Genomic DNA, 16,658 nt, shown 5'->3' with positions numbered 1-16,658 from the left:
TTTTCTTGTACAATCCTGCAAAGCCATACCCACGGCGGCGTGCAAACGGGCGGTGGAACAACTGGAAAGCCCGAATAGGCTTGCAAGCATTGGCCGCAAAGCGTATAAAAATAACGGCGCTATAATTGCGTCTTTTTTATACCCCCATAAAAATATCACGCCGCTCCGCATGGGGCGGCTTTTTTGTTGGATATCCATGCCCCTAACAGCCGTCCCGCTGCCATCTCTTTGGAATGTGCCGGTAGCTAATGGTGTGCCTAAATTGGCAGCTTATGCGGTGGAGGGAGCGGAAGCCGTGGCATCCGTAACGGCGGGGACGCTGCTGCAAGATTATCTCGTGAGCGATGCGGCCAGTCATTGGGGTATTTTTGACGCATCAAAAAATAGGGTTCTAACGGCGGCGCACGTTATCTCGCTTGATGGGCAGAGCAGTTACCAGATTTCAGATGCTCCCTTGGAAGAGGGGGCATTTTCTTCTTACAACAAAGTTACGGCCCCAAGCATATATCGGATTCTAGTCATCTGTGATGGCAGCGAAATTGGGGGCGGCGGTCTATCTGATCTGGTAAGCATGTATAGTATAAGCACTTTTAAAAATGCCCTGACCGGATCTGGGGATATGTATGTCAGGAAAGACTTCCTTGATACGCTGGAGGCGCTAGAGCAGGATACAAACCTCTATTCTGTAGCTACACCGGAGAAGGTTTACCGAAACGTAAATATCCTCGGCTCCCGCTGGTCGCGCTCATCCCGTGGCGGCATCACAATGCCCGCCGTAGAAATCGCGCTGCAGACCGTTCGACTAACGGCCACGTCTTCGTTCTCTAACGCGCATGAGCCACAAGGGCAGCCACTCCAGACAAACGGTGTAGTGCAGCCTTCATCCTCTGAGATTTCTGATGCATTTATGAAAAATATCATGGACGGCGCTACGTGAATAATGGTGCGCGAATTGCTCTCAACGCGGTTGCGGCTCAGACGCTAAAGGTAAGCCTGCCCAGCTGTATAGTGCAGATCACGCTGCGACAACGAAGCACGGGACTATACGCAGACTTTTCTCTGAACGGAGTGGTTACTGTTTGCGGGGTAATCTGCCAAGACAGAACTTGGCTAATACGAGATTCTTACCTTGGGTTCCCGGGAGATTTCATTTTCGTAGATACACAAGGATCAAGCGATCCGACCTATAGCGGATTAGGCGATCGCTACTTACTGATCTATGTGCCGGGGCAAAACGCATGAGCGATAGCGAGGTTGTTGCGGTTTCCAAGCGTCCCGCCCGTAGTTTTACGCGCAAGAAAATCCGGGTGGTGTTTATGCTGGCCTCCGGGGCATTCGGGCCGAACGGGGAAGATACAATTACCTTGGACGGCTACCGAGTGTCTGCCACAATCGAAAATGCCGAGTTCCCTACAGCTGCGATTGCGTCCGTCCAGATTAGCGGTCTAGCTCTGGATATGATGAACCGGCTATCTACTGCTCGGTTTGATATCGTTACATCTAGCCCCAATCAGATCCAGATTTACGCAGGTGACGACATCAATGGCATGCCCCTAGTATTTCAAGGGGGCATCACAGTCGCGTTTGCAGACTACAGCAATGCTCCAGATGTCGGGTTTGTGGCGCAGGCGCAGTCCTCTCTGATTGGTAATGCTACATCTTGTGCGCCGACAGTGTTCCGGGGCACAGTTCGGGCAGATGTGGTTCTGGAGACGATAGCCACGAAAGCTGGGTATGCATTCGTCAACCGAGGCTGCAATGATGTTCTGCTGAATCCAAATTTTCCGGGCTCTCCCGGACAGCAGATTGCACTCTTGATGCAAAAATTGCCAAATATTGTCGTAAATATCAGTAATAATCAGCTAATAATTTGGCCGCGTGATGACCCGACCCCGGGGAATAACGTCCCCTATATATCCAAATCCACAGGTCTAGTTGGATACCCGAGTTATGCAGAAGGGGGCATAGCGTTTCGCTGCTTATTTAATCCGCTTATTGTTTTCAATGAATTCGTTGAAATTGAGAGCAAATACCTTCCTACCGGCTGGGCCAATACATTCGGCAACACATCTGGAAATGGAAGTTGGTTGGTGATGCAAGTGGCTCATAACATATCCAGCGAAACGCCCGGGGGGCCATGGTTCACTGATGTAATGGCGCAAAGTGTGAGAGGGCAGTTTGTCAGAAAGTAAATCCTTCGACACCCTGCTCAGGGCGCGTGATCTCACATCCCAGTTCGGGGCACTTTCTGCGGTTGTGCGAAATATTTTGAACGGTCGCCGCACAGCCCTATTGGTACAGGTGCAGGCCGTCTCGGGATCTGGCCTTAACCCAGTAGGATTTGTTGATGTAATCCCAATGGTTCATCAGCAGGATGGTGCGGGAGGCACGGTGCCGCATGGCGTGATTTATGATGTCCCGTATTTCCGACTTCAAGGTGGGCATAGCGCGGTAATTGTAGATCCTACGCCGGGTGATATCGGAATTGCTATCATCTCGGACCGGGATATAGCCAACGTCAAAGCATCGCGTAAATCTGCCGCACCTGGTTCTTACGCGCAGCAGGATATTGCGGATGCACTTTACGTTGGCGGCTTTCTAAATTCTGTTCCGCACGAATACATCTGGCTCACTGGTAGTGGCGTCAAGATCAAGACCAGCGGTGCGATGGATATTGAGGCCGGATCAGTCAAGATTGGATGCGATGTGTCTGTGTCTGGCGATATCTCGGCCAGCGGCGATGTGAAGGCGGGGAATATAAGCCTCACGAAGCATAAGCATTCCGGTGTTCAGCCAGGAAGCGGCACGACAGCCCCCCCGGAATAATAAGGATCCAACATGCCTTCGACTTTGCTACTCGACCGATCCTCTTGGGATTTAGTCGCTGACGCGTCTGGTAATATTGCAGTAGCTGATGCGCCTTATGCGGTAGCGCAGGATACAGCATCTGCCGTGCGCGTGTTCCAAGGGGAATGCTGGTATGATACGGACCTAGGACTGCCTTATCTGAATAACATTCTAGGCCGCACGCAGTCTGCCCCGGTATTCAGATCAGATGTTGAGGCAGAAGCCAAAACAGTTCCCTTAGTTGAATCTGCTCAATGCGTCCTGACTGCAATGACAATTTCGCGCCAACTGACTGGGCAAATTTTACTAAAACTCACCGATGGAACGCAGCTAGGTATCGGATTCGGGTCCACCACATACTTCACCCTTGACCAGAGCGCGCTCAATAGCAGTGACGTATTATTATAACGCCTGCATATTTCAGAAAATGATGCTCAGGAATTACTATGTCTGATACCCTCACCACAGGCACCACATCTGTTCCTGCGCCATCCCTTACTGATGCCGGGTTTGTATCCCCTGCAGAAACAGACATACTTTCCGGCGCATTGGCGGATATCAATGCGGCCTTTGGCAATAATCTGAATACGGCGCTTTCCACCCCGCAAGGGCAGTTGGCTATGACGCTAACGGCCATTCTGGGTGATGCATATGATCAGATGCTGGCCGTGTTTAATGGGGTGGACCCGGCGCGTGCTTCTGGCCGTATGCAGGATGCCATTGGGGATATCTATTTCCTAGAAAGGTTGCCTGCTACGTCTACCGTTGTTTCTGTGGCGTGCTCGGGCGCGGCGAATGCCGTGATCCCACAGGGTACGCTTGTTCAGGATGGCAATGGCAACACATATGCAGCGGCTAACGATATCACGCTGGATGCAACAGGAGCTGGCGCTGGCGATTTTGCCTGCACCGTAACGGGGCCAATCGCGTGCCCAGCAAATACGATAGAGATATATCAGTCTGTTGTCGGGCTCTCATCTGTATCCAATGCTGCAGATGGTATCATTGGCTCTGATGTTGAGGGGCGGCAGCATTTTGAAGTTCGCCGCCGGGCATCAGTTGCCAAGAATGCTACTGGATCTGTGTCTGCTATCCGGGGTGCCGTTCTGTCTGTTGCGGGCGTAAACGATGCGTACGCATGCGACAATCCGAATGATACGCCCATCACGGTAGATGACGTCACGATTAGCCCGCATTCTGTGTATGTCTGTGTAGATGGCGGGTCGGATGCGGACGTGGCCGCGGCGATACGTCAAAAAAAGCCTGCGGGGTGCGGTTATACCGGCACGACTGCGGTTGTCGATAATAATGCGGCAGATGGTGCGCAGACGGTTTTGTTCTCCCGCGCTCAAAAGGCACCCGTCTTTTTATCTGTGGTGTTGGTGAAATCAGCTTCCACGCCGAATAATTTTTCCAATCTCGTGCAAGATGCAATTATCGATGCATTTTACGGGGAGGGTTCGGAATATGAATTGAAAATCGATAGCATGCTCTACGCCAGCCAGTTTTACGACATTGTGCAGGGCATAGGGTCATGGGCAAAGCTTCTCAGTATTACTATGGGATTATCTCCTGAGCCGTCAGGATTGTTCATTTCTGTCGGCGCTGACAGCATCCCTGAAATTCTCCCAGAAAATATAACCGTCTCGGTTGTGTAATGCGCGATTACCTCAAAACTGTATTGTCTCAATACGCGTGTAGTGCGCGGATTACGACAATCTTGGAGGGTTGGAATCAGGCCATAGATCCGCAGGCCTTGATTGACGAATGGTATAACGGCGTCTGGAATATCAGAACCGCAACTGGATGGGGATTGGATGTATGGGGGCGCATAATTGGACAGCCCCGTACTCTAACTGTTCCCGCCTACGGCATCCGATACGGGATACAGGGCACTGAGGTTGTTACGCTTGGTGATGATGACTACAGAAAATTGCTTTACGCTGGGGCTGCCGCAAATATCTGGGACGGCACTATTCAGGGAACCGAGGCTGCGTACGATCAAATCCTGAGCGGGGATGGGTCTGCTGCCATTCGAGACAACCTTGATATGTCGCAGGACATTGCCCTGCTGGGAAGTATCGCGCCCAAATGGCAGGCTGCCATCTTGTCTGACATGGTGGATGTCAGGCCGGCAGGTGTCAAAACCAGAAATGTCATAGTTTCGCCGAGCAGCAAGGTCTTTGCATTCAATCTGGAAGCGGGATTTTTTGCAGGGTGGAACGAAGCGTCATGGGCGGCGCAGGCGTTAACACCTGCATCTCTGGGTCTATGGTGTCCGGGGATCGAGGCGCTCATTGTGGGTGAGCAGCCCCCAGATGGCGCGTTTATGGTGCGTGTTGCGTTTGCCTCTGAAGATGTACAGTCGGGGAATTTCACTCTGCCTTTAGGCGCGAACGGGCGAGATGGGAGTGGGGTTGGGGTATGGCTCTCGAACTATGCCGCGGCAACCCAGAGCACAGATGCTCCAAGCATTTCTTTTTCTGACGGTGTGATAAGCGGCCTTTCATTTTCTCTGCAAACGCCATTGGGCGGCATATCTGCCAGCGGAAATGAAATTGTCATTACGAGCAGCTCTGGCACGGTCACAAAAGCCACGCTCACTTTTCCTCAGTGCAACTGGATAACTCATGCCAGCTAATCAGATAGTTTTATTCGCGTCTGGAACTGGCGCGAACACATATGCGCCTGCCGTCTGGTCGGCCAAGCCCGAGGTCTCGTTTGGGTATCAGGTCGGGATAGCCGATGCCACGTCCGTAAATACAGCGTTACGACAAACATCGTTTGTGGCTGCGATGATTGGGCAATACACCGCAGACCAGAGCGGGAACGATACGCTTGATAATGGTGATGTTCCGACATTTGAAAATAATTTCAAATCGGCACTCTCCAACACATTCAAAAACCAGTTAGCGGCATCAGCACCGTATCTCTATTTTATGGGGCAAATCTAATGGCATCCAACGGGTGGAATGCATCCCTTCCTGTCGCAAAGTTTGTGAAGATTTACACAAATAGCGGGAGCAGCCCTGCGACAATGAATATTGCATTTTGCAATATGTCTACTGCTGAAACTAATGGCGTGCGTGTTGCCATTTCCAATGCGTCTGATGCAAGCGGCATCACAAGCGCTGATTACGTTGAATACAATCAGACCGTAAATTCCGGGAATGTTTACGAGCGCACAGGGATGGTGATTTCTCCCGGCGAGAGCATTTACGTTTTTGATCAGTATGGCGTTTGCAGCGCCCGTGTCCACGGATTTGAGGGGAATTGATATGGGGATTTACCGTTCTGATTTTTCCTCTGTAACTGTCACAGGCGATGGTAGCGGCGGCTCAGGGGGAAATGGCGAGGTAAAGGTCGCCATCACCGCGCGGAGCAATATCGACAAAAACGATATGGTCCAGCTCTTACCATCCGCTGACGCAGTTAAAATTGTGCGCAGTGATTGTGCCGGAATGCGCCCAGGCAATAATCTGATGCAGAATGCAAGCGGGGGAGCCTTACGCACGCTCATCACAGCCGATAAGAGGATTATTGGCGCGTATAACGCGATGGGCTCTGACACGGTAAGCAAGTATTACGAATACGGAGCTGATGGCGGAACGTTAAATGCGTATTCTGTAGATATGAGCATCTGGGATAAATCCGTGCCATTGAATGGAAACGGCTTTGTCGTGGATGCATCATCTGTATATTACTTTTTTGCTCAGGTAGGCGCATCTCCGGTTAAGGTGCAAACCCAAATAAATAGCGCAGTCATTGTTCCATCCGCAGGGAACTCTTTCTGGCTTGTGGGTAACGGCACCGTAGAATACTGGAGCAGCTCTGCTACACTCGTGTTTCGCGAGAATATCAATCAGACTGTATTTTATGACTGCGCAACGCTAGATGACGGCTCTCTTGTCACTGGCGCGTTTATCGTCAAGCAAGACAAGAGCATTACAAACTATACGTCATTGTCTATTGGCGGAGTTTATTACAGCGGCAATGCTGATCATTTCTGGGCAGTGTCTCAGGACAAAGGCACGATATACACATTCAGCACTGCGGGGGCATTAGTTAATACGTTCTCGGGAAATCCTGCGCTATCCGGCGATATCGTTCCCTACAACAATGATCTGATCTATATATCGGATGCAGCAGAGGGTTCCGCCAACCCTTATACGTATTATCTCCCGGCGGATAAAACTAAATCCATCACTCAATTGAGTGGGACGCAGGGATATACAAATATCGCAGCCGATCCGGCTCTGAATATTTTGTATGTTGGGGGACCTGAGGACGATACAAACCCCAACCTAATCGCCTTTGATCTCACAAAATTAACCCCATACAGCCTGAGTAATTCAGGCGTTTTAGGGTCCATAACTCCCATCTCAGATGGCGCATTGTTATGCGATGCAGAAGACAAAAGTTACATATCAAAGGCCATTTACACCCAGTTTCTAGGTGTCTCATTAGGGAGCGTCACGGCGGCTGCATCTGGATACGTGAATGCAGCGAACGGCACATATACAGTAAACGGCTATTACGGCCCGCAGACGTATAATATCCCGCCGCCTGTGAACAACGGCCCCGTTTCATCCGGCGCTGGCGCAAAACTCCTCGGCACCAGCTGCACCGTGTATTCCAGCACCTATACAGATACGAGTTCATAATGGCTGATACGCAAACCACATGGACGGTCACGGTGACGTCTAATTCTGCAGTGTTTACGTCATACTCTGAACCAAAATGGTTCCCGAGGTTAATGGCGTATCGGTGCTCTGATGAGGGGGGCGATTGCTATTATGTCATTGTTCCGAATGCATCTGCGGTAACAATTGCCTCTACGCCATGACTGCGCCAATCCAATCCCCAGTATGGCAGCCTGCACAATCTCGAGTGATACCTATTGCGCCCCCGGCCAACCTGCGCGCACGAGGACTGGTCCCGGATGTTATCATTATTGCGTGGGCCCCGAAGCCGAGCGTGGACCGGTTTGATTTCTCGCTCGACTTGTCTGCGGTTCTGCGCTGCACCGGCGACTATGCGGCCTCTGCCTCTGTCAGCGTTCCCACAGCCACTGGATCTAATGATGATCTTGAGGTCCTTTGGGTAACGATCGTCAACGGCCTCGTAAGCGTGTTTCTGGGATCAGGGCCGCCGGATACTATGCAGACTGTGCGCGTGACCGTCACCACACAACAGGGCCGGGTGATTTGTCAGGATGTGCAGCTCGCCATATCAGCAGGATTTTCCGGCGCGACATCCGGCGCGGTTCCGGTGCTGCCAGACGGCACGCCTGTACCTCCCAATGCAATGCGAGCCCCAAGCGGGACGATCCTGACGTTGGGCAGCACTATCACGCAGTCGTTTGATACGCTGCTGCTTCCTAACGGCACCCAGATACTAGACGCGGGCGGCGTGCCTCTGGGGCAAAACATCGAGACTGTCGCGTCTGATCTACTCCTGATTGCTTGACCTGATTAGCAATCTCCCGAATTTCAACCGGCCATAGAGCCGGTTTTTTTGTGCCCAAATTTAGGTGGAAAATGTCCGGTACGACCCAATCTGGAACTCCAATTACTGCCCTGAAAGTTGCTACGACCATTGCCGCAACTGATAATGTTCTGGGCGTTGTGAAAAACCCTGATGGGACACAGGAAGCGCAGCAAGTCCCTGTAGGTGTTATTGGCGGGGCTGTATCTGAGGCAGCGGGAATCCCAGCCGCAGTTCAGGCTGCAGAGAATGCAGCAACAACTGCACAGGCGGCGTCTGATGCATCTTACAAAAATGCCACGCAGGCTATGAACGATAAGCTGGGTGTTGCTGGCGGCGCAGCTCAGTTGGACAGCAAAGCTCAGCTGCTTTTGCAAGGCGAGAGCTCGTTGGCCATCACCCCCGCGACCGCCGCGTCTGGCACAACACCTGCTACCCCCGCAAAGCTCAAGCCGTTACTGCCACTTGATGAGACAGCAACGGTTGGGAATGGTGGCAATACACTGGGTGATGCCGTTTCTCAGGCCGCAGGTGCTGTGCAGGCAACTGGTGGCGATGCGTCTAAAACTATCAGCATAGCAAAGGGCGCTACTGCACCCCGCGCACTGTCTGACAGACAGGCCGATATTGTATCTGTTGCTGATTTTGCGGGCACTACTGTTACAGAGCAGTTTATCGCAGCAGATAAATCAGGGCGTGGAAAAATCACTATTCCTGCGGGCACTGATTTGGCTTTAGATGGGTCTGACGATCTTAGTGCAGCAAATCATTCCATCCCGGTGACGGACGATAAAACTGTTGTAAATGGGCAGACTAACAACCGGGGGAATTACGTTCACTGGTCTGCGTATGGGTCTGCTCCTGACACATTTAATCCTACGGTTGGCCCTGAGCATCTAAAACAGGCAGGTATCGCCGCACGGGATAACGGCGCAGTCATTTTTATGAACGTGGGGGATAGTATTGGCGCTATTGCGTCCGACCCGTGCGAAATAGCTGTTTACCCAAACGCGATTGTCGAAATGCTCAAACGGGATAACCCCGGAGTTAAAATAGACCACCGCAATATGGCCATTGGTGGAACCCATTGGTCTGATTTTATCAACCCCAATTATGGTGCCCCAGATTGGCAAGACCCTAAAAGCGGCGAGTCTTGGCAATCATGCTGTGCGCGCCAAAATCCTGACGTAGTGATATTGCATTTTCTGGGCAACGATATCCCGAATTTTTCTCCAGCCAATGTATATTCTGCGGTTAATTTCTGGAAATCACAGGAAAAAGTTCCTGACATTATTTTCGGCGTTACTTATCGTCCGTCCTACTCCAATGCTGTAGATCCGGGTGAAAGTGAACTTACTTATTACACAGAGGCATGGCAAAGGGCGTTTCAGGCATCAGTTGGGTGGCTCAAAACCTACTGTCAGGCTAATGGGTTTGGGTATATTGATTTTGACCGATACGTTGCATCAGCGCGTGACGGATACGACCCTGAAGACGTTGCTCTGTCTATGGTGCCCGCTCTTGCAGGAACATCTCTGCCTTCTTATGAAAATTGGCTTGAACTGTCTTCTGACAATTATGCAAACGGCAAATGGGAAATGCCTCATGCCCCGTCTGCTGTCGGCACGTATGCAGATGAATGCACTGATGCATCACTGGCTTTTGATCTAGATGCAATTCCCGGCACGTTTATTGTTGCGCTAAACCCAATGGGCAATGACGGACTAAACATTACGTTTGATTGTGGTGTTTACGTTTGGTTTGACGATGCGAGTGGTTTTATCACGTGGTCTTATAGTGATGGTGTGATTGACCCCAACACGAACAAGCAAACCACAAATATTCCAATCCCCGCCAATGTATCGCAGAGCAATCCTGTCAGGATGTGCGTGGAGGCAGTAGGGGCGCGTGTTCGCGTGCGTGTTTTCACCCCGTTCACAAACAACCCGTCTTGGTATCCAAATTACCCTCTGTTTTATTACGGAACGGGGTTGGCAACCGTTTGTGATATCCTGATGGCGCGTCCGCTGGATGCGCGGCAATATTCCCTCACAATGTCGCAGATTGGCGGGAAAAATATTAAATTCCACCGGATTTGCGTTGGTGATAGGTCTCGTCCGGGCCCAGACGTACATCGCTATGTTCCGTCAACACCTTGCTACGATCTGTATTCCGAAATTGACGGGAATGTTCAGCTAATTGGCGGTTCCAATGCTTACCACATGAACAGCCAAGGGGTGCGGGATACGCAGTGGCGTGCAGTGCGTGACCAAGTCTGGCGTGTTTACAGTTACGAGCAAAATCCTGTTTTGCAGACAGGCTCGTTTGCTGGGACAAATGGCAATTTCATTCTGGGAAAACCGACAACCGCGCCCGGTTCATATTTGTGGTATGATAATGGGGGCCTAAATATCGCAATTCAACCGGGCTCAGGCAGTGCCGGCACATATCTAATGGCCTATACTAATGGCGGGTTAGACTCCACTATTGGTCAGGGTGGATACGTGTCTATTTCTGATAAATTCTATACATTTACTCACTTCACATCTCATCTATTCAATAAAACAGTTAATATCTGCGGAAACACATTGGGTGTTGCTGTTGATGGGGAAACCAAAACTGTCTATCTAAACCCTCCTACTGCCGCTCCAGCATCGCCCACCGATGGCGGGAATAACGGCGAAGTGCGGATTGACGATAATTATCTCTATATTTGTCGTGACGGTAAATGGCGCAGGATAGCGTTTGATACCACGTGGTCTTAAAATTTAGAGAATTTCCTTAAATTTTAAGATCATAGGTCTTCTTAACTGGATAACAAATGACAGATGAACAGAGCGCGGGCACCCCCTGCGCGGCTGATGGCGTCCACGCACGTCTGGATGATCATGAGGAACGCCTTGCGGCCGTAGAGCGGCGGCAGGATGTGACGGATGGCAAACTGGATAGCATCAGCCGGGATATTGCTGCGGTGCGAGCTGAAGGGAATGCTAGGCAGCAAGCCACTAATGCTGGAATGGACAGAATTGGTATTCAGCTTTCCGATCTTACACGCCAGTTGGCGGCTCATACTGGCGCGCAGGAAGAGCGCAACAGACTGGCAGAAGATAGTTTGCGCCGATGGAAAAAACTTGCGGTTATTGTGGGGCTGTTTTGCACACTTGGTGCTGCGATTGGTTCTACTCTCCTTTCCGATCAGGAAGTGGCCAGCACAATCTGGGTGAAGTGGCTGCACCTACGTGAGCCGTGGGATGTGCCAACGCAGCCCGCACCACAGCCTCAGACAACGCAGTTCATTCTTCCCCCGCGTGAAATGGAGGTGGCATGACTGGCCTAAATCTTTCCCAGTTCAAGTCCCTGATTGTCAGGCCTGCGCTTGAGGCAGTCAGTCTAGGAGGCGATAAATCCGTTAATTTGCTAACTGGCACCTGCGTGGTTGAAAGCGGCCTAGCATGGCTGCAACAGCTTAACGGGCCCGCGCTTGGCATCGCGCAAATGGAACCCGCAACTCACAATGATTGCTGGGCAAATTACCTGCGCTACCAGCCTGATATAGCAAATCGCATACTCGCAACCTGCTGCCTCTCTGGTCTGCCCGATGCGGGGATAATGGTGTGGAACCTGCGTTACGCCGTTCTGATGGCGCGGGTGAAATACCTGCGCGCTCCCGAACCATTACCCTCAGCCACAGATGCCGCGGCCCTCAGCGCCTATCACAAGCGGTATTACAACACCGAGCTAGGGCAGGCCAACGCCAGCACAAACACATCTCTATTCCAGCAGGCCATCAATGCATGAGGCGAGTTCTCCTGCCGCTTATGCGTCAGTTGGCATGGCGATTACTCAGAAAGGACAAAGACGGTGTTTCTCACCGAAACCGAATGCGAACGCATAGCCAAGCGTACCGCAGAAATCGTGCTGGCCGAATTGCGCCGGAGCACCCACCGCAGCCCAAACGGGAACCTCGTGATTGAGATGGTGGAAGTAAACACGCTGCCTGTCAGTTTACGGGGAGGGGTGTCGCATGGCTGACACCCCCGCAAAAACCAACATTGCCCAGACGGCAAAAGCAGTTGCCGCGGGCTTGTCCATGCCCACGCTTATTGCAGCCTTACCGCAGCCGGAAGCAACGTGGGTTCTGTATGCCTGCGCTGTATTTGCCTCGGCAGGATTTGCGGCAACCCTGATCCCACTTCCAGCCAATCAGTCAGGCAAACTGTGGCTGGTTTACCGGATCATCAATTTCCTTGCTCTCAACTGGAAGTATGCGGCCAACGCAGCCGTCATGCTGCGAGGTGCAGCGTCCTCCAAAGCTGAGCCACCCAAAGCAGGCCCCGGTTCCGTTGTGACCATTCCGAAAGACGATACGAAATGAAGAAAGCAATTCTCGCTCTGGGGCTACTGCCTCTCCTTGCAGCTTGCGGCACGACAAAGCAGGCCAAACTGAACCAGACTGTTTTCGATGTGGACAGCGCCTACCATGTGTTGGCCAATCCTATGCCGGATGTAATGGCCGGGAAAGTGCCCGGTGTGGCGCTGACCGATACACAGAAGGCCATTGCCAAGGCAGCCAGTCAGACCGTGTTCAATGAAATTCAGTCGCTGGAAACCTCTATTGAAGGCGGCGATAGCATCACGCAAACAGCAGTAAACGCATTACAGACAGACTTCGCATCATTCGAAACCTGCTGGGTAGGCCTGAAAACTGGCACCACGCCGGATGCCTGTGCAGCTATTGGCGGGAGCAAATAACATGAACGCAGCAGAAATCAGCGCCATCCTGGGCGTAGTTGGTACCGTGGCCGGTCTGGCCGAAAAATACGGGCCGGAAGTGTATGAAACGGTCAAGGAAGCCCTGGAGCAATCCAAGAGCAAGACCGGGCCGAGTGTGGCGGATGTTCATGCCATCTTTGCCAAGTGCAAGGCCGATAATGCGGCCATCCAGGAGGCGTAACATGACGGCAATTGCTTTTACCGCTACGGCTATCGCTGGATTTATCGGCGGTCTATGCAGCGGCGCATTCATAATCGCCTATCTGGCAAGCAATTCAGAATGACGCCGGACTTTGAGTGCGGGATGGTTTTGGGTGGCGGGGGAGTCTTCCTCGCCATCATCATCTTTGCGGTAGGCTGGCGGCTGCTAGTGTTGCGGTCAGATTTTTGGAATAAAATTCGGGGTAGTTAGGTTAGCGGCTTCTATATTTTCTCTGATATTCACGTGCCCGTAGAGCGTCTCTCCCATCAGCACGTTTGCTCCCAGGCGGGATTTGTGGGCGGTCTATTTTGGCGGCCCTCTCGGCCTGCTCGGAAATATCCCATGCCACCCGCTGCCCACGTCCGGAAGCGCGAGCCGCATCTGACGCCACTTTGGGGTTAGCATTGATTCTGCCTGTATTGTGCAGGTTTCGGGCGATATCAGATCTTTGTTTCCGGTAGATTGATCCCGCTAGCCCACGGCCTGCTGGTATGCAGAACATTTTGCGATATTCATTAGACGTAACGCCATGAATAGATTTCAGATGCTTCCCTGACAGGATAAGAAATCTGCGGCCACATAATAGGCATTCAATATCCTCTCCGTTCAGGTAAGCGTCAACATCAGCGCGACTGGCGAACGGGAGGGGGATTTTTTTCTGCATGCTGTGCCATCACCTCTAGCCAGTATGCGACATCATCTGGTACGCGAACCGTTCCTCGCGCCCATTGACGAACAGTGCCTTCTTGGCGGTTTAATATGGCTCCAAGCCCCCGCTGCGACCAATGCAGCAGGGATAGGCATTCTCTCAATCTATCAGGCGTCACGGCTGAATTTCTCACAGCCCCAGATTAGGCTATCTTCATCTGCATCAGCCATTTCCCACGCCGCAGAAACTATGGCAGTGCGTTGTGCGTCTGAAGGTTCTTCCCAAACGTTTTCTTCGTTGCCTGGGAATAGATCGAAAATTGCCTGAGCAATTTCGTAAGAGGTTTCACGGCTGTCAGCGAAGGAACGGATTTCGTTGGAAAAGTGTGTCATGGGTTAATTCCTCATTAACCGGGCTTCATTGCCTCGGTGATTTCTATATACGCATATTGCGTATATAGCGCAATAGAGAAAATCAAATTTCCAGATTTTTTTGACCAAGAGCCGCCATAGGTAGCGGACAGGCTCTTGGCTTGTGGGCGTTATAACGGGGACTGAACTGTTGGGGAATACCGAATAGTTGCCGGGCTTCCACCGACTGCGAGATATGCCACACGACTAAGGCCGCGCCGTCCAGATCTCTCTGCATTTCTTGCTACCGTCTAGCGGCGGCCCTCAGTTTTACCGGCGTTATGTTTCCATCCCCGACCGAGCGTTCCCAGAAACAGCCCCATGATTCTATTACGGGTTGGGGATGGGTACAAGGGGAAAGGAATCGGGTTTTGGGGCAAAAAGGTTAGACACTTAGCCTCTGGAACCCTTGGTTTTCCATGTGTGTATTTTTTTAGTGAGACAGTGTAAGTTATTGTAATATATCAATTATTACTGTTGCGCCGGGTCCACCATTCCTTAAAATTATTGATAGTTTTTCGCCGCTGTCTGCAAAAGTTAGACACTTTTGTGGTCTCGGTGAGACCGTCTGCTTCCAACGTTGGAGTTATACGGTTTGCCTTGGTAGGCATTACTTTTTGCGTCGGTAATGGTCTTTTGCATCTTCCAGTAGGCTTCGCAGGCTGGCGCGAGGGGATGCAATGAATCCGATAAAACCTAAAAACGCGGTAATACCTGCGCCGCTCCCTAAGTTGGCACCTGTTTGAGATGTAGAAGCCCGTTGGGTTGCCCGATCTGTGGTTGGCGTCTTGTTTTCAGGTTTGGGCATGCGGTGCATTCTTTCTGGTTTTGAGTTTTTCAGCCGCAAATATGTAAAACCGTAAACAAGGCTGAAAAGCCACTATTTCATAGGGGCAGCCAGAACATGCAGGTACGTGCATATTTTTTCCATGCGCGTGTGGTCTGGAGAAGAAGGTGGGAAATCTTCCTGTTTCAGTCTGTTGAGAAAATCCTGCGTTTGTTGCATGCGTAAAGGGCTGCCGGAGGCCCAGACCCGAAGGATTTTTTTGATCTCGGTTTTTAAAGCCTCGGGAAGTGTTTTGTCCTTCAAAGTATCCCGCAGAAAAATCAGATACAGGCCTTTCACCATGTAAATGATCTGCTCCTGAATATAATGTTCCGTTTTCTCCTGAGGGAGAGCTTTGGAAGTATTGATAATTCGCACAAGGCTTTCTGCATTTCTCGAAAGCCAGATATGGGGCAGGGTTTTATCACCTGTACGGGCCAGATGATTCAGGCTTTTTTCTATCCATCTGCGCGTGCGGCGCATGTGAGAATCAAGCCGGAAGGGAAAGATAATCAGAAAAGTCCACCGGGCGAACAAGACAGCTCCCAGAAACGCCAAAGTGGTGTTGAAAAAAGATTGCTCGTCAAATCGCCCTTGGTTGGCAGGTCCAAGCAGCACGGGCAGGAACATGTTGAATGAAAAAGCATATCCCGCTGTGTGTGCATGCCGCGCAGCTAACCCGCCAATAATCATCGGAATAAACAGGAACAGAACCAGAAGTTCTGGTGCCGTTATGGCGGGTATAACCAGTAGTGCGTATAAAGCGGCAATAAGCCCGCACCATAAAGCACCCTTAAAAAATGGGGCCGCCGCCAAAAGTGGATTTTCACGCGTGGCCAGCAAGCCATATACGAGCGAGACAAAAGAAAAAAACGTAGGGCCTGCGGGCCATGCGGTTACTTCCCATACAAGCCATGCCCCCAAAATGCCCAAACAGGCCCGGATACCGTTATCCATGGCTTCTACGGCATGCCTGCGAGATTGCAGCCTGAAACGGAAATGATCCCTAGATTTCGGATACATACAGGCCTGAATATGCTCGCGGATAGCTGCTTCATCAGCCAGCATGGTGTGTTCTGTTGGTGTGAGTTGATGCGTCAGGGCAAGGCCATATCCGCGGGCCAACATGGTAATCATGCCAGCAAAAGCTGCACGTGCATGGTCTGCCGCGTGAGAATGCGGGCCCATTTCCAGAGCATCATATTCTGCACGGGCATTGGCAGTGAGAAGTGCAGATAATGCAGGTTCCAGTGTAATGGCGCGAGGGTGATGGATAAGTGAGGCAATGCCTTGGTTTGTACTTAACAGGGTTGTCTTCAGGCGCTCTAAAAGGCGTTTTTGCGCCTGTTCCTGTAGGCCTGGCATAAACAGCACGGCCAAAGTGGCTTCACACACAATTCCCAAGATAATGTAGGAACTTCGAGCCATGGCGATATCGAAAATATTGTCTGGCTGCATAATGGC

General features: G+C 51.4%; 21 protein-coding genes (1 of these 21 running past the window's edge). 17 read left to right on the top strand and 4 right to left on the bottom strand.

Annotated features, from left to right (window positions below; genetic code table 11):
• The first annotated feature begins 196 nt into the window (after positions 1 to 196).
• The 17 genes from EOV40_RS09785 to EOV40_RS09705 all read left to right on the top strand — a co-directional run bounded on the left by EOV40_RS09785 (position 197) and on the right by EOV40_RS09705 (position 13,288).
• Positions 197 to 937, top strand: a complete 741-nt coding sequence (locus EOV40_RS09785; RefSeq protein WP_128105809.1) for a phage baseplate protein — start codon at positions 197 to 199, stop codon at positions 935 to 937.
• The gene (locus tag EOV40_RS15590; RefSeq protein ID WP_128105808.1) at positions 934 to 1,242 is read left to right on the top strand and encodes a phage baseplate plug family protein; all 309 of its coding nucleotides are present in this window, start codon (positions 934 to 936) and stop codon (positions 1,240 to 1,242) included. The genes EOV40_RS09785 and EOV40_RS15590 overlap by 4 nt, the downstream gene beginning before the upstream one ends.
• A complete protein-coding gene (locus EOV40_RS09775; protein ID WP_088364703.1) occupies positions 1,239 to 2,192 on the top strand; it encodes a baseplate hub protein in 954 nt (317 codons plus the stop codon). The genes EOV40_RS15590 and EOV40_RS09775 overlap by 4 nt, the downstream gene beginning before the upstream one ends.
• A complete protein-coding gene (locus tag EOV40_RS09770; protein WP_244296887.1) occupies positions 2,179 to 2,826 on the top strand; it encodes a Gp138 family membrane-puncturing spike protein in 648 nt (215 codons plus the stop codon). Before EOV40_RS09775 ends, EOV40_RS09770 begins: the two co-directional genes overlap by 14 nt.
• A gap of 12 nt (positions 2,827 to 2,838) precedes the next feature.
• A complete protein-coding gene (locus tag EOV40_RS09765; protein WP_244296885.1) occupies positions 2,839 to 3,255 on the top strand; it encodes a hypothetical protein in 417 nt (138 codons plus the stop codon).
• 38 nt (positions 3,256 to 3,293) lie between these two features.
• A complete protein-coding gene (locus EOV40_RS09760) occupies positions 3,294 to 4,505 on the top strand; it encodes a baseplate J/gp47 family protein (RefSeq protein ID WP_244296883.1) in 1,212 nt (403 codons plus the stop codon).
• Between the two features lie 62 nt (positions 4,506 to 4,567).
• On the top strand, positions 4,568 to 5,488 hold the full coding sequence (locus tag EOV40_RS09755; protein ID WP_244296881.1) for a DUF2612 domain-containing protein: 921 nt from the start codon (positions 4,568 to 4,570) through the stop codon (positions 5,486 to 5,488).
• Positions 5,478 to 5,801, top strand: a complete 324-nt coding sequence (locus EOV40_RS09750; protein ID WP_128105805.1) for a hypothetical protein — start codon at positions 5,478 to 5,480, stop codon at positions 5,799 to 5,801. Before EOV40_RS09755 ends, EOV40_RS09750 begins: the two co-directional genes overlap by 11 nt.
• An 83-nt stretch (positions 5,802 to 5,884) precedes the next feature.
• Positions 5,885 to 6,124 carry a hypothetical protein gene (locus tag EOV40_RS09745; protein ID WP_128105804.1) on the top strand — a complete coding sequence of 80 codons (240 nt, stop codon included), beginning with the start codon at positions 5,885 to 5,887 and terminating at the stop codon, positions 6,122 to 6,124.
• 1 nt (position 6,125) lies between these two features.
• Positions 6,126 to 7,511 carry a hypothetical protein gene (locus tag EOV40_RS09740; protein WP_128105803.1) on the top strand — a complete coding sequence of 462 codons (1,386 nt, stop codon included), beginning with the start codon at positions 6,126 to 6,128 and terminating at the stop codon, positions 7,509 to 7,511.
• Positions 7,512 to 7,737: 226 nt separating this feature from the next.
• Positions 7,738 to 8,316: a phage fiber-tail adaptor protein gene (locus EOV40_RS09735; RefSeq protein ID WP_208729155.1), complete on the top strand. Its 579-nt coding sequence runs from the start codon at positions 7,738 to 7,740 to the stop codon at positions 8,314 to 8,316.
• Positions 8,317 to 8,387: 71 nt separating this feature from the next.
• Positions 8,388 to 11,099: an SGNH/GDSL hydrolase family protein gene (locus EOV40_RS09730; RefSeq protein ID WP_128105802.1), complete on the top strand. Its 2,712-nt coding sequence runs from the start codon at positions 8,388 to 8,390 to the stop codon at positions 11,097 to 11,099.
• A gap of 56 nt (positions 11,100 to 11,155) precedes the next feature.
• Positions 11,156 to 11,662, top strand: coding sequence for a hypothetical protein (locus tag EOV40_RS09725; protein ID WP_128105801.1), 507 nt, complete (start codon positions 11,156 to 11,158; stop codon positions 11,660 to 11,662).
• Positions 11,659 to 12,132 (top strand): hypothetical protein, encoded by a 474-nt coding sequence (locus tag EOV40_RS09720; protein ID WP_128105800.1) that lies wholly within the window; start codon positions 11,659 to 11,661, stop codon positions 12,130 to 12,132. The genes EOV40_RS09725 and EOV40_RS09720 overlap by 4 nt, the downstream gene beginning before the upstream one ends.
• 226 nt (positions 12,133 to 12,358) lie before the next feature.
• Complete coding sequence (locus EOV40_RS09715) at positions 12,359 to 12,709, top strand: hypothetical protein (RefSeq protein ID WP_128105799.1); 351 nt, start codon at positions 12,359 to 12,361, stop codon at positions 12,707 to 12,709.
• Positions 12,706 to 13,086: a hypothetical protein gene (locus EOV40_RS09710; protein ID WP_128105798.1), complete on the top strand. Its 381-nt coding sequence runs from the start codon at positions 12,706 to 12,708 to the stop codon at positions 13,084 to 13,086. The genes EOV40_RS09715 and EOV40_RS09710 overlap by 4 nt, the downstream gene beginning before the upstream one ends.
• 1 nt (position 13,087) lies before the next feature.
• A complete protein-coding gene (locus EOV40_RS09705) occupies positions 13,088 to 13,288 on the top strand; it encodes a hypothetical protein (protein WP_128105797.1) in 201 nt (66 codons plus the stop codon).
• Positions 13,289 to 13,520: 232 nt separating this feature from the next.
• Here the strand turns inward: EOV40_RS09705 and EOV40_RS15535 are convergent, their stop codons facing one another.
• The 4 genes from EOV40_RS15535 to EOV40_RS09680 all read right to left on the bottom strand — a co-directional run.
• Complete coding sequence (locus EOV40_RS15535) at positions 13,521 to 13,973, bottom strand: MucR family transcriptional regulator (RefSeq protein ID WP_128105796.1); 453 nt, start codon at positions 13,971 to 13,973, stop codon at positions 13,521 to 13,523.
• Positions 13,974 to 14,125: 152 nt separating this feature from the next.
• Positions 14,126 to 14,350: a YccJ family protein gene (locus EOV40_RS09690; protein ID WP_128105794.1), complete on the bottom strand. Its 225-nt coding sequence runs from the start codon at positions 14,348 to 14,350 to the stop codon at positions 14,126 to 14,128.
• 628 nt (positions 14,351 to 14,978) lie between these two features.
• Positions 14,979 to 15,185, bottom strand: coding sequence for a hypothetical protein (locus EOV40_RS09685; protein WP_050818424.1), 207 nt, complete (start codon positions 15,183 to 15,185; stop codon positions 14,979 to 14,981).
• Positions 15,186 to 15,248: 63 nt separating this feature from the next.
• Positions 15,249 to 16,658: the 3' portion of an FUSC family protein gene (locus tag EOV40_RS09680; RefSeq protein WP_128105793.1), read on the bottom strand. It continues 426 nt past the right edge of the window; only the last 1,410 of its 1,836 coding nucleotides appear in the window; its start codon lies off the right edge, out of view; its stop codon occupies positions 15,249 to 15,251.

Source organism: Acetobacter oryzoeni (assembly GCF_004014775.2).
Classification (GTDB): domain Bacteria; phylum Pseudomonadota; class Alphaproteobacteria; order Acetobacterales; family Acetobacteraceae; genus Acetobacter; species Acetobacter oryzoeni.
The sequence above is the reverse complement of the archived record's forward strand: the minus strand, read 5'-3'. Positions and strand labels throughout refer to the sequence as shown.

What these genes read in the sequence shown, in the direction of transcription:
- EOV40_RS09785 (WP_128105809.1), top strand. Translation starts at nt 197, where the DNA reads ATGCCCCTAACAGCCGTCCCGCTGCCATCTCTTTGGAATGTGCCGGTA.
- EOV40_RS09775 (WP_088364703.1), top strand. Translation starts at nt 1,239, where the DNA reads ATGAGCGATAGCGAGGTTGTTGCGGTTTCCAAGCGTCCCGCCCGTAGT.
- EOV40_RS09765 (WP_244296885.1), top strand. Translation starts at nt 2,839, where the DNA reads ATGCCTTCGACTTTGCTACTCGACCGATCCTCTTGGGATTTAGTCGCT.
- EOV40_RS09760 (WP_244296883.1), top strand. Translation starts at nt 3,294, where the DNA reads ATGTCTGATACCCTCACCACAGGCACCACATCTGTTCCTGCGCCATCC.
- EOV40_RS09750 (WP_128105805.1), top strand. Translation starts at nt 5,478, where the DNA reads ATGCCAGCTAATCAGATAGTTTTATTCGCGTCTGGAACTGGCGCGAAC.
- EOV40_RS09745 (WP_128105804.1), top strand. Translation starts at nt 5,885, where the DNA reads ATGAATATTGCATTTTGCAATATGTCTACTGCTGAAACTAATGGCGTG.
- EOV40_RS09740 (WP_128105803.1), top strand. Translation starts at nt 6,126, where the DNA reads ATGGGGATTTACCGTTCTGATTTTTCCTCTGTAACTGTCACAGGCGAT.
- EOV40_RS09730 (WP_128105802.1), top strand. Translation starts at nt 8,388, where the DNA reads ATGTCCGGTACGACCCAATCTGGAACTCCAATTACTGCCCTGAAAGTT.
- EOV40_RS09725 (WP_128105801.1), top strand. Translation starts at nt 11,156, where the DNA reads ATGACAGATGAACAGAGCGCGGGCACCCCCTGCGCGGCTGATGGCGTC.
- EOV40_RS09720 (WP_128105800.1), top strand. Translation starts at nt 11,659, where the DNA reads ATGACTGGCCTAAATCTTTCCCAGTTCAAGTCCCTGATTGTCAGGCCT.
- EOV40_RS09715 (WP_128105799.1), top strand. Translation starts at nt 12,359, where the DNA reads ATGGCTGACACCCCCGCAAAAACCAACATTGCCCAGACGGCAAAAGCA.
- EOV40_RS09710 (WP_128105798.1), top strand. Translation starts at nt 12,706, where the DNA reads ATGAAGAAAGCAATTCTCGCTCTGGGGCTACTGCCTCTCCTTGCAGCT.
- EOV40_RS09705 (WP_128105797.1), top strand. Translation starts at nt 13,088, where the DNA reads ATGAACGCAGCAGAAATCAGCGCCATCCTGGGCGTAGTTGGTACCGTG.
- EOV40_RS15535 (WP_128105796.1), bottom strand. Translation starts at nt 13,973, where the DNA reads ATGCAGAAAAAAATCCCCCTCCCGTTCGCCAGTCGCGCTGATGTTGAC.
- EOV40_RS09690 (WP_128105794.1), bottom strand. Translation starts at nt 14,350, where the DNA reads ATGACACACTTTTCCAACGAAATCCGTTCCTTCGCTGACAGCCGTGAA.
- EOV40_RS09685 (WP_050818424.1), bottom strand. Translation starts at nt 15,185, where the DNA reads ATGCACCGCATGCCCAAACCTGAAAACAAGACGCCAACCACAGATCGG.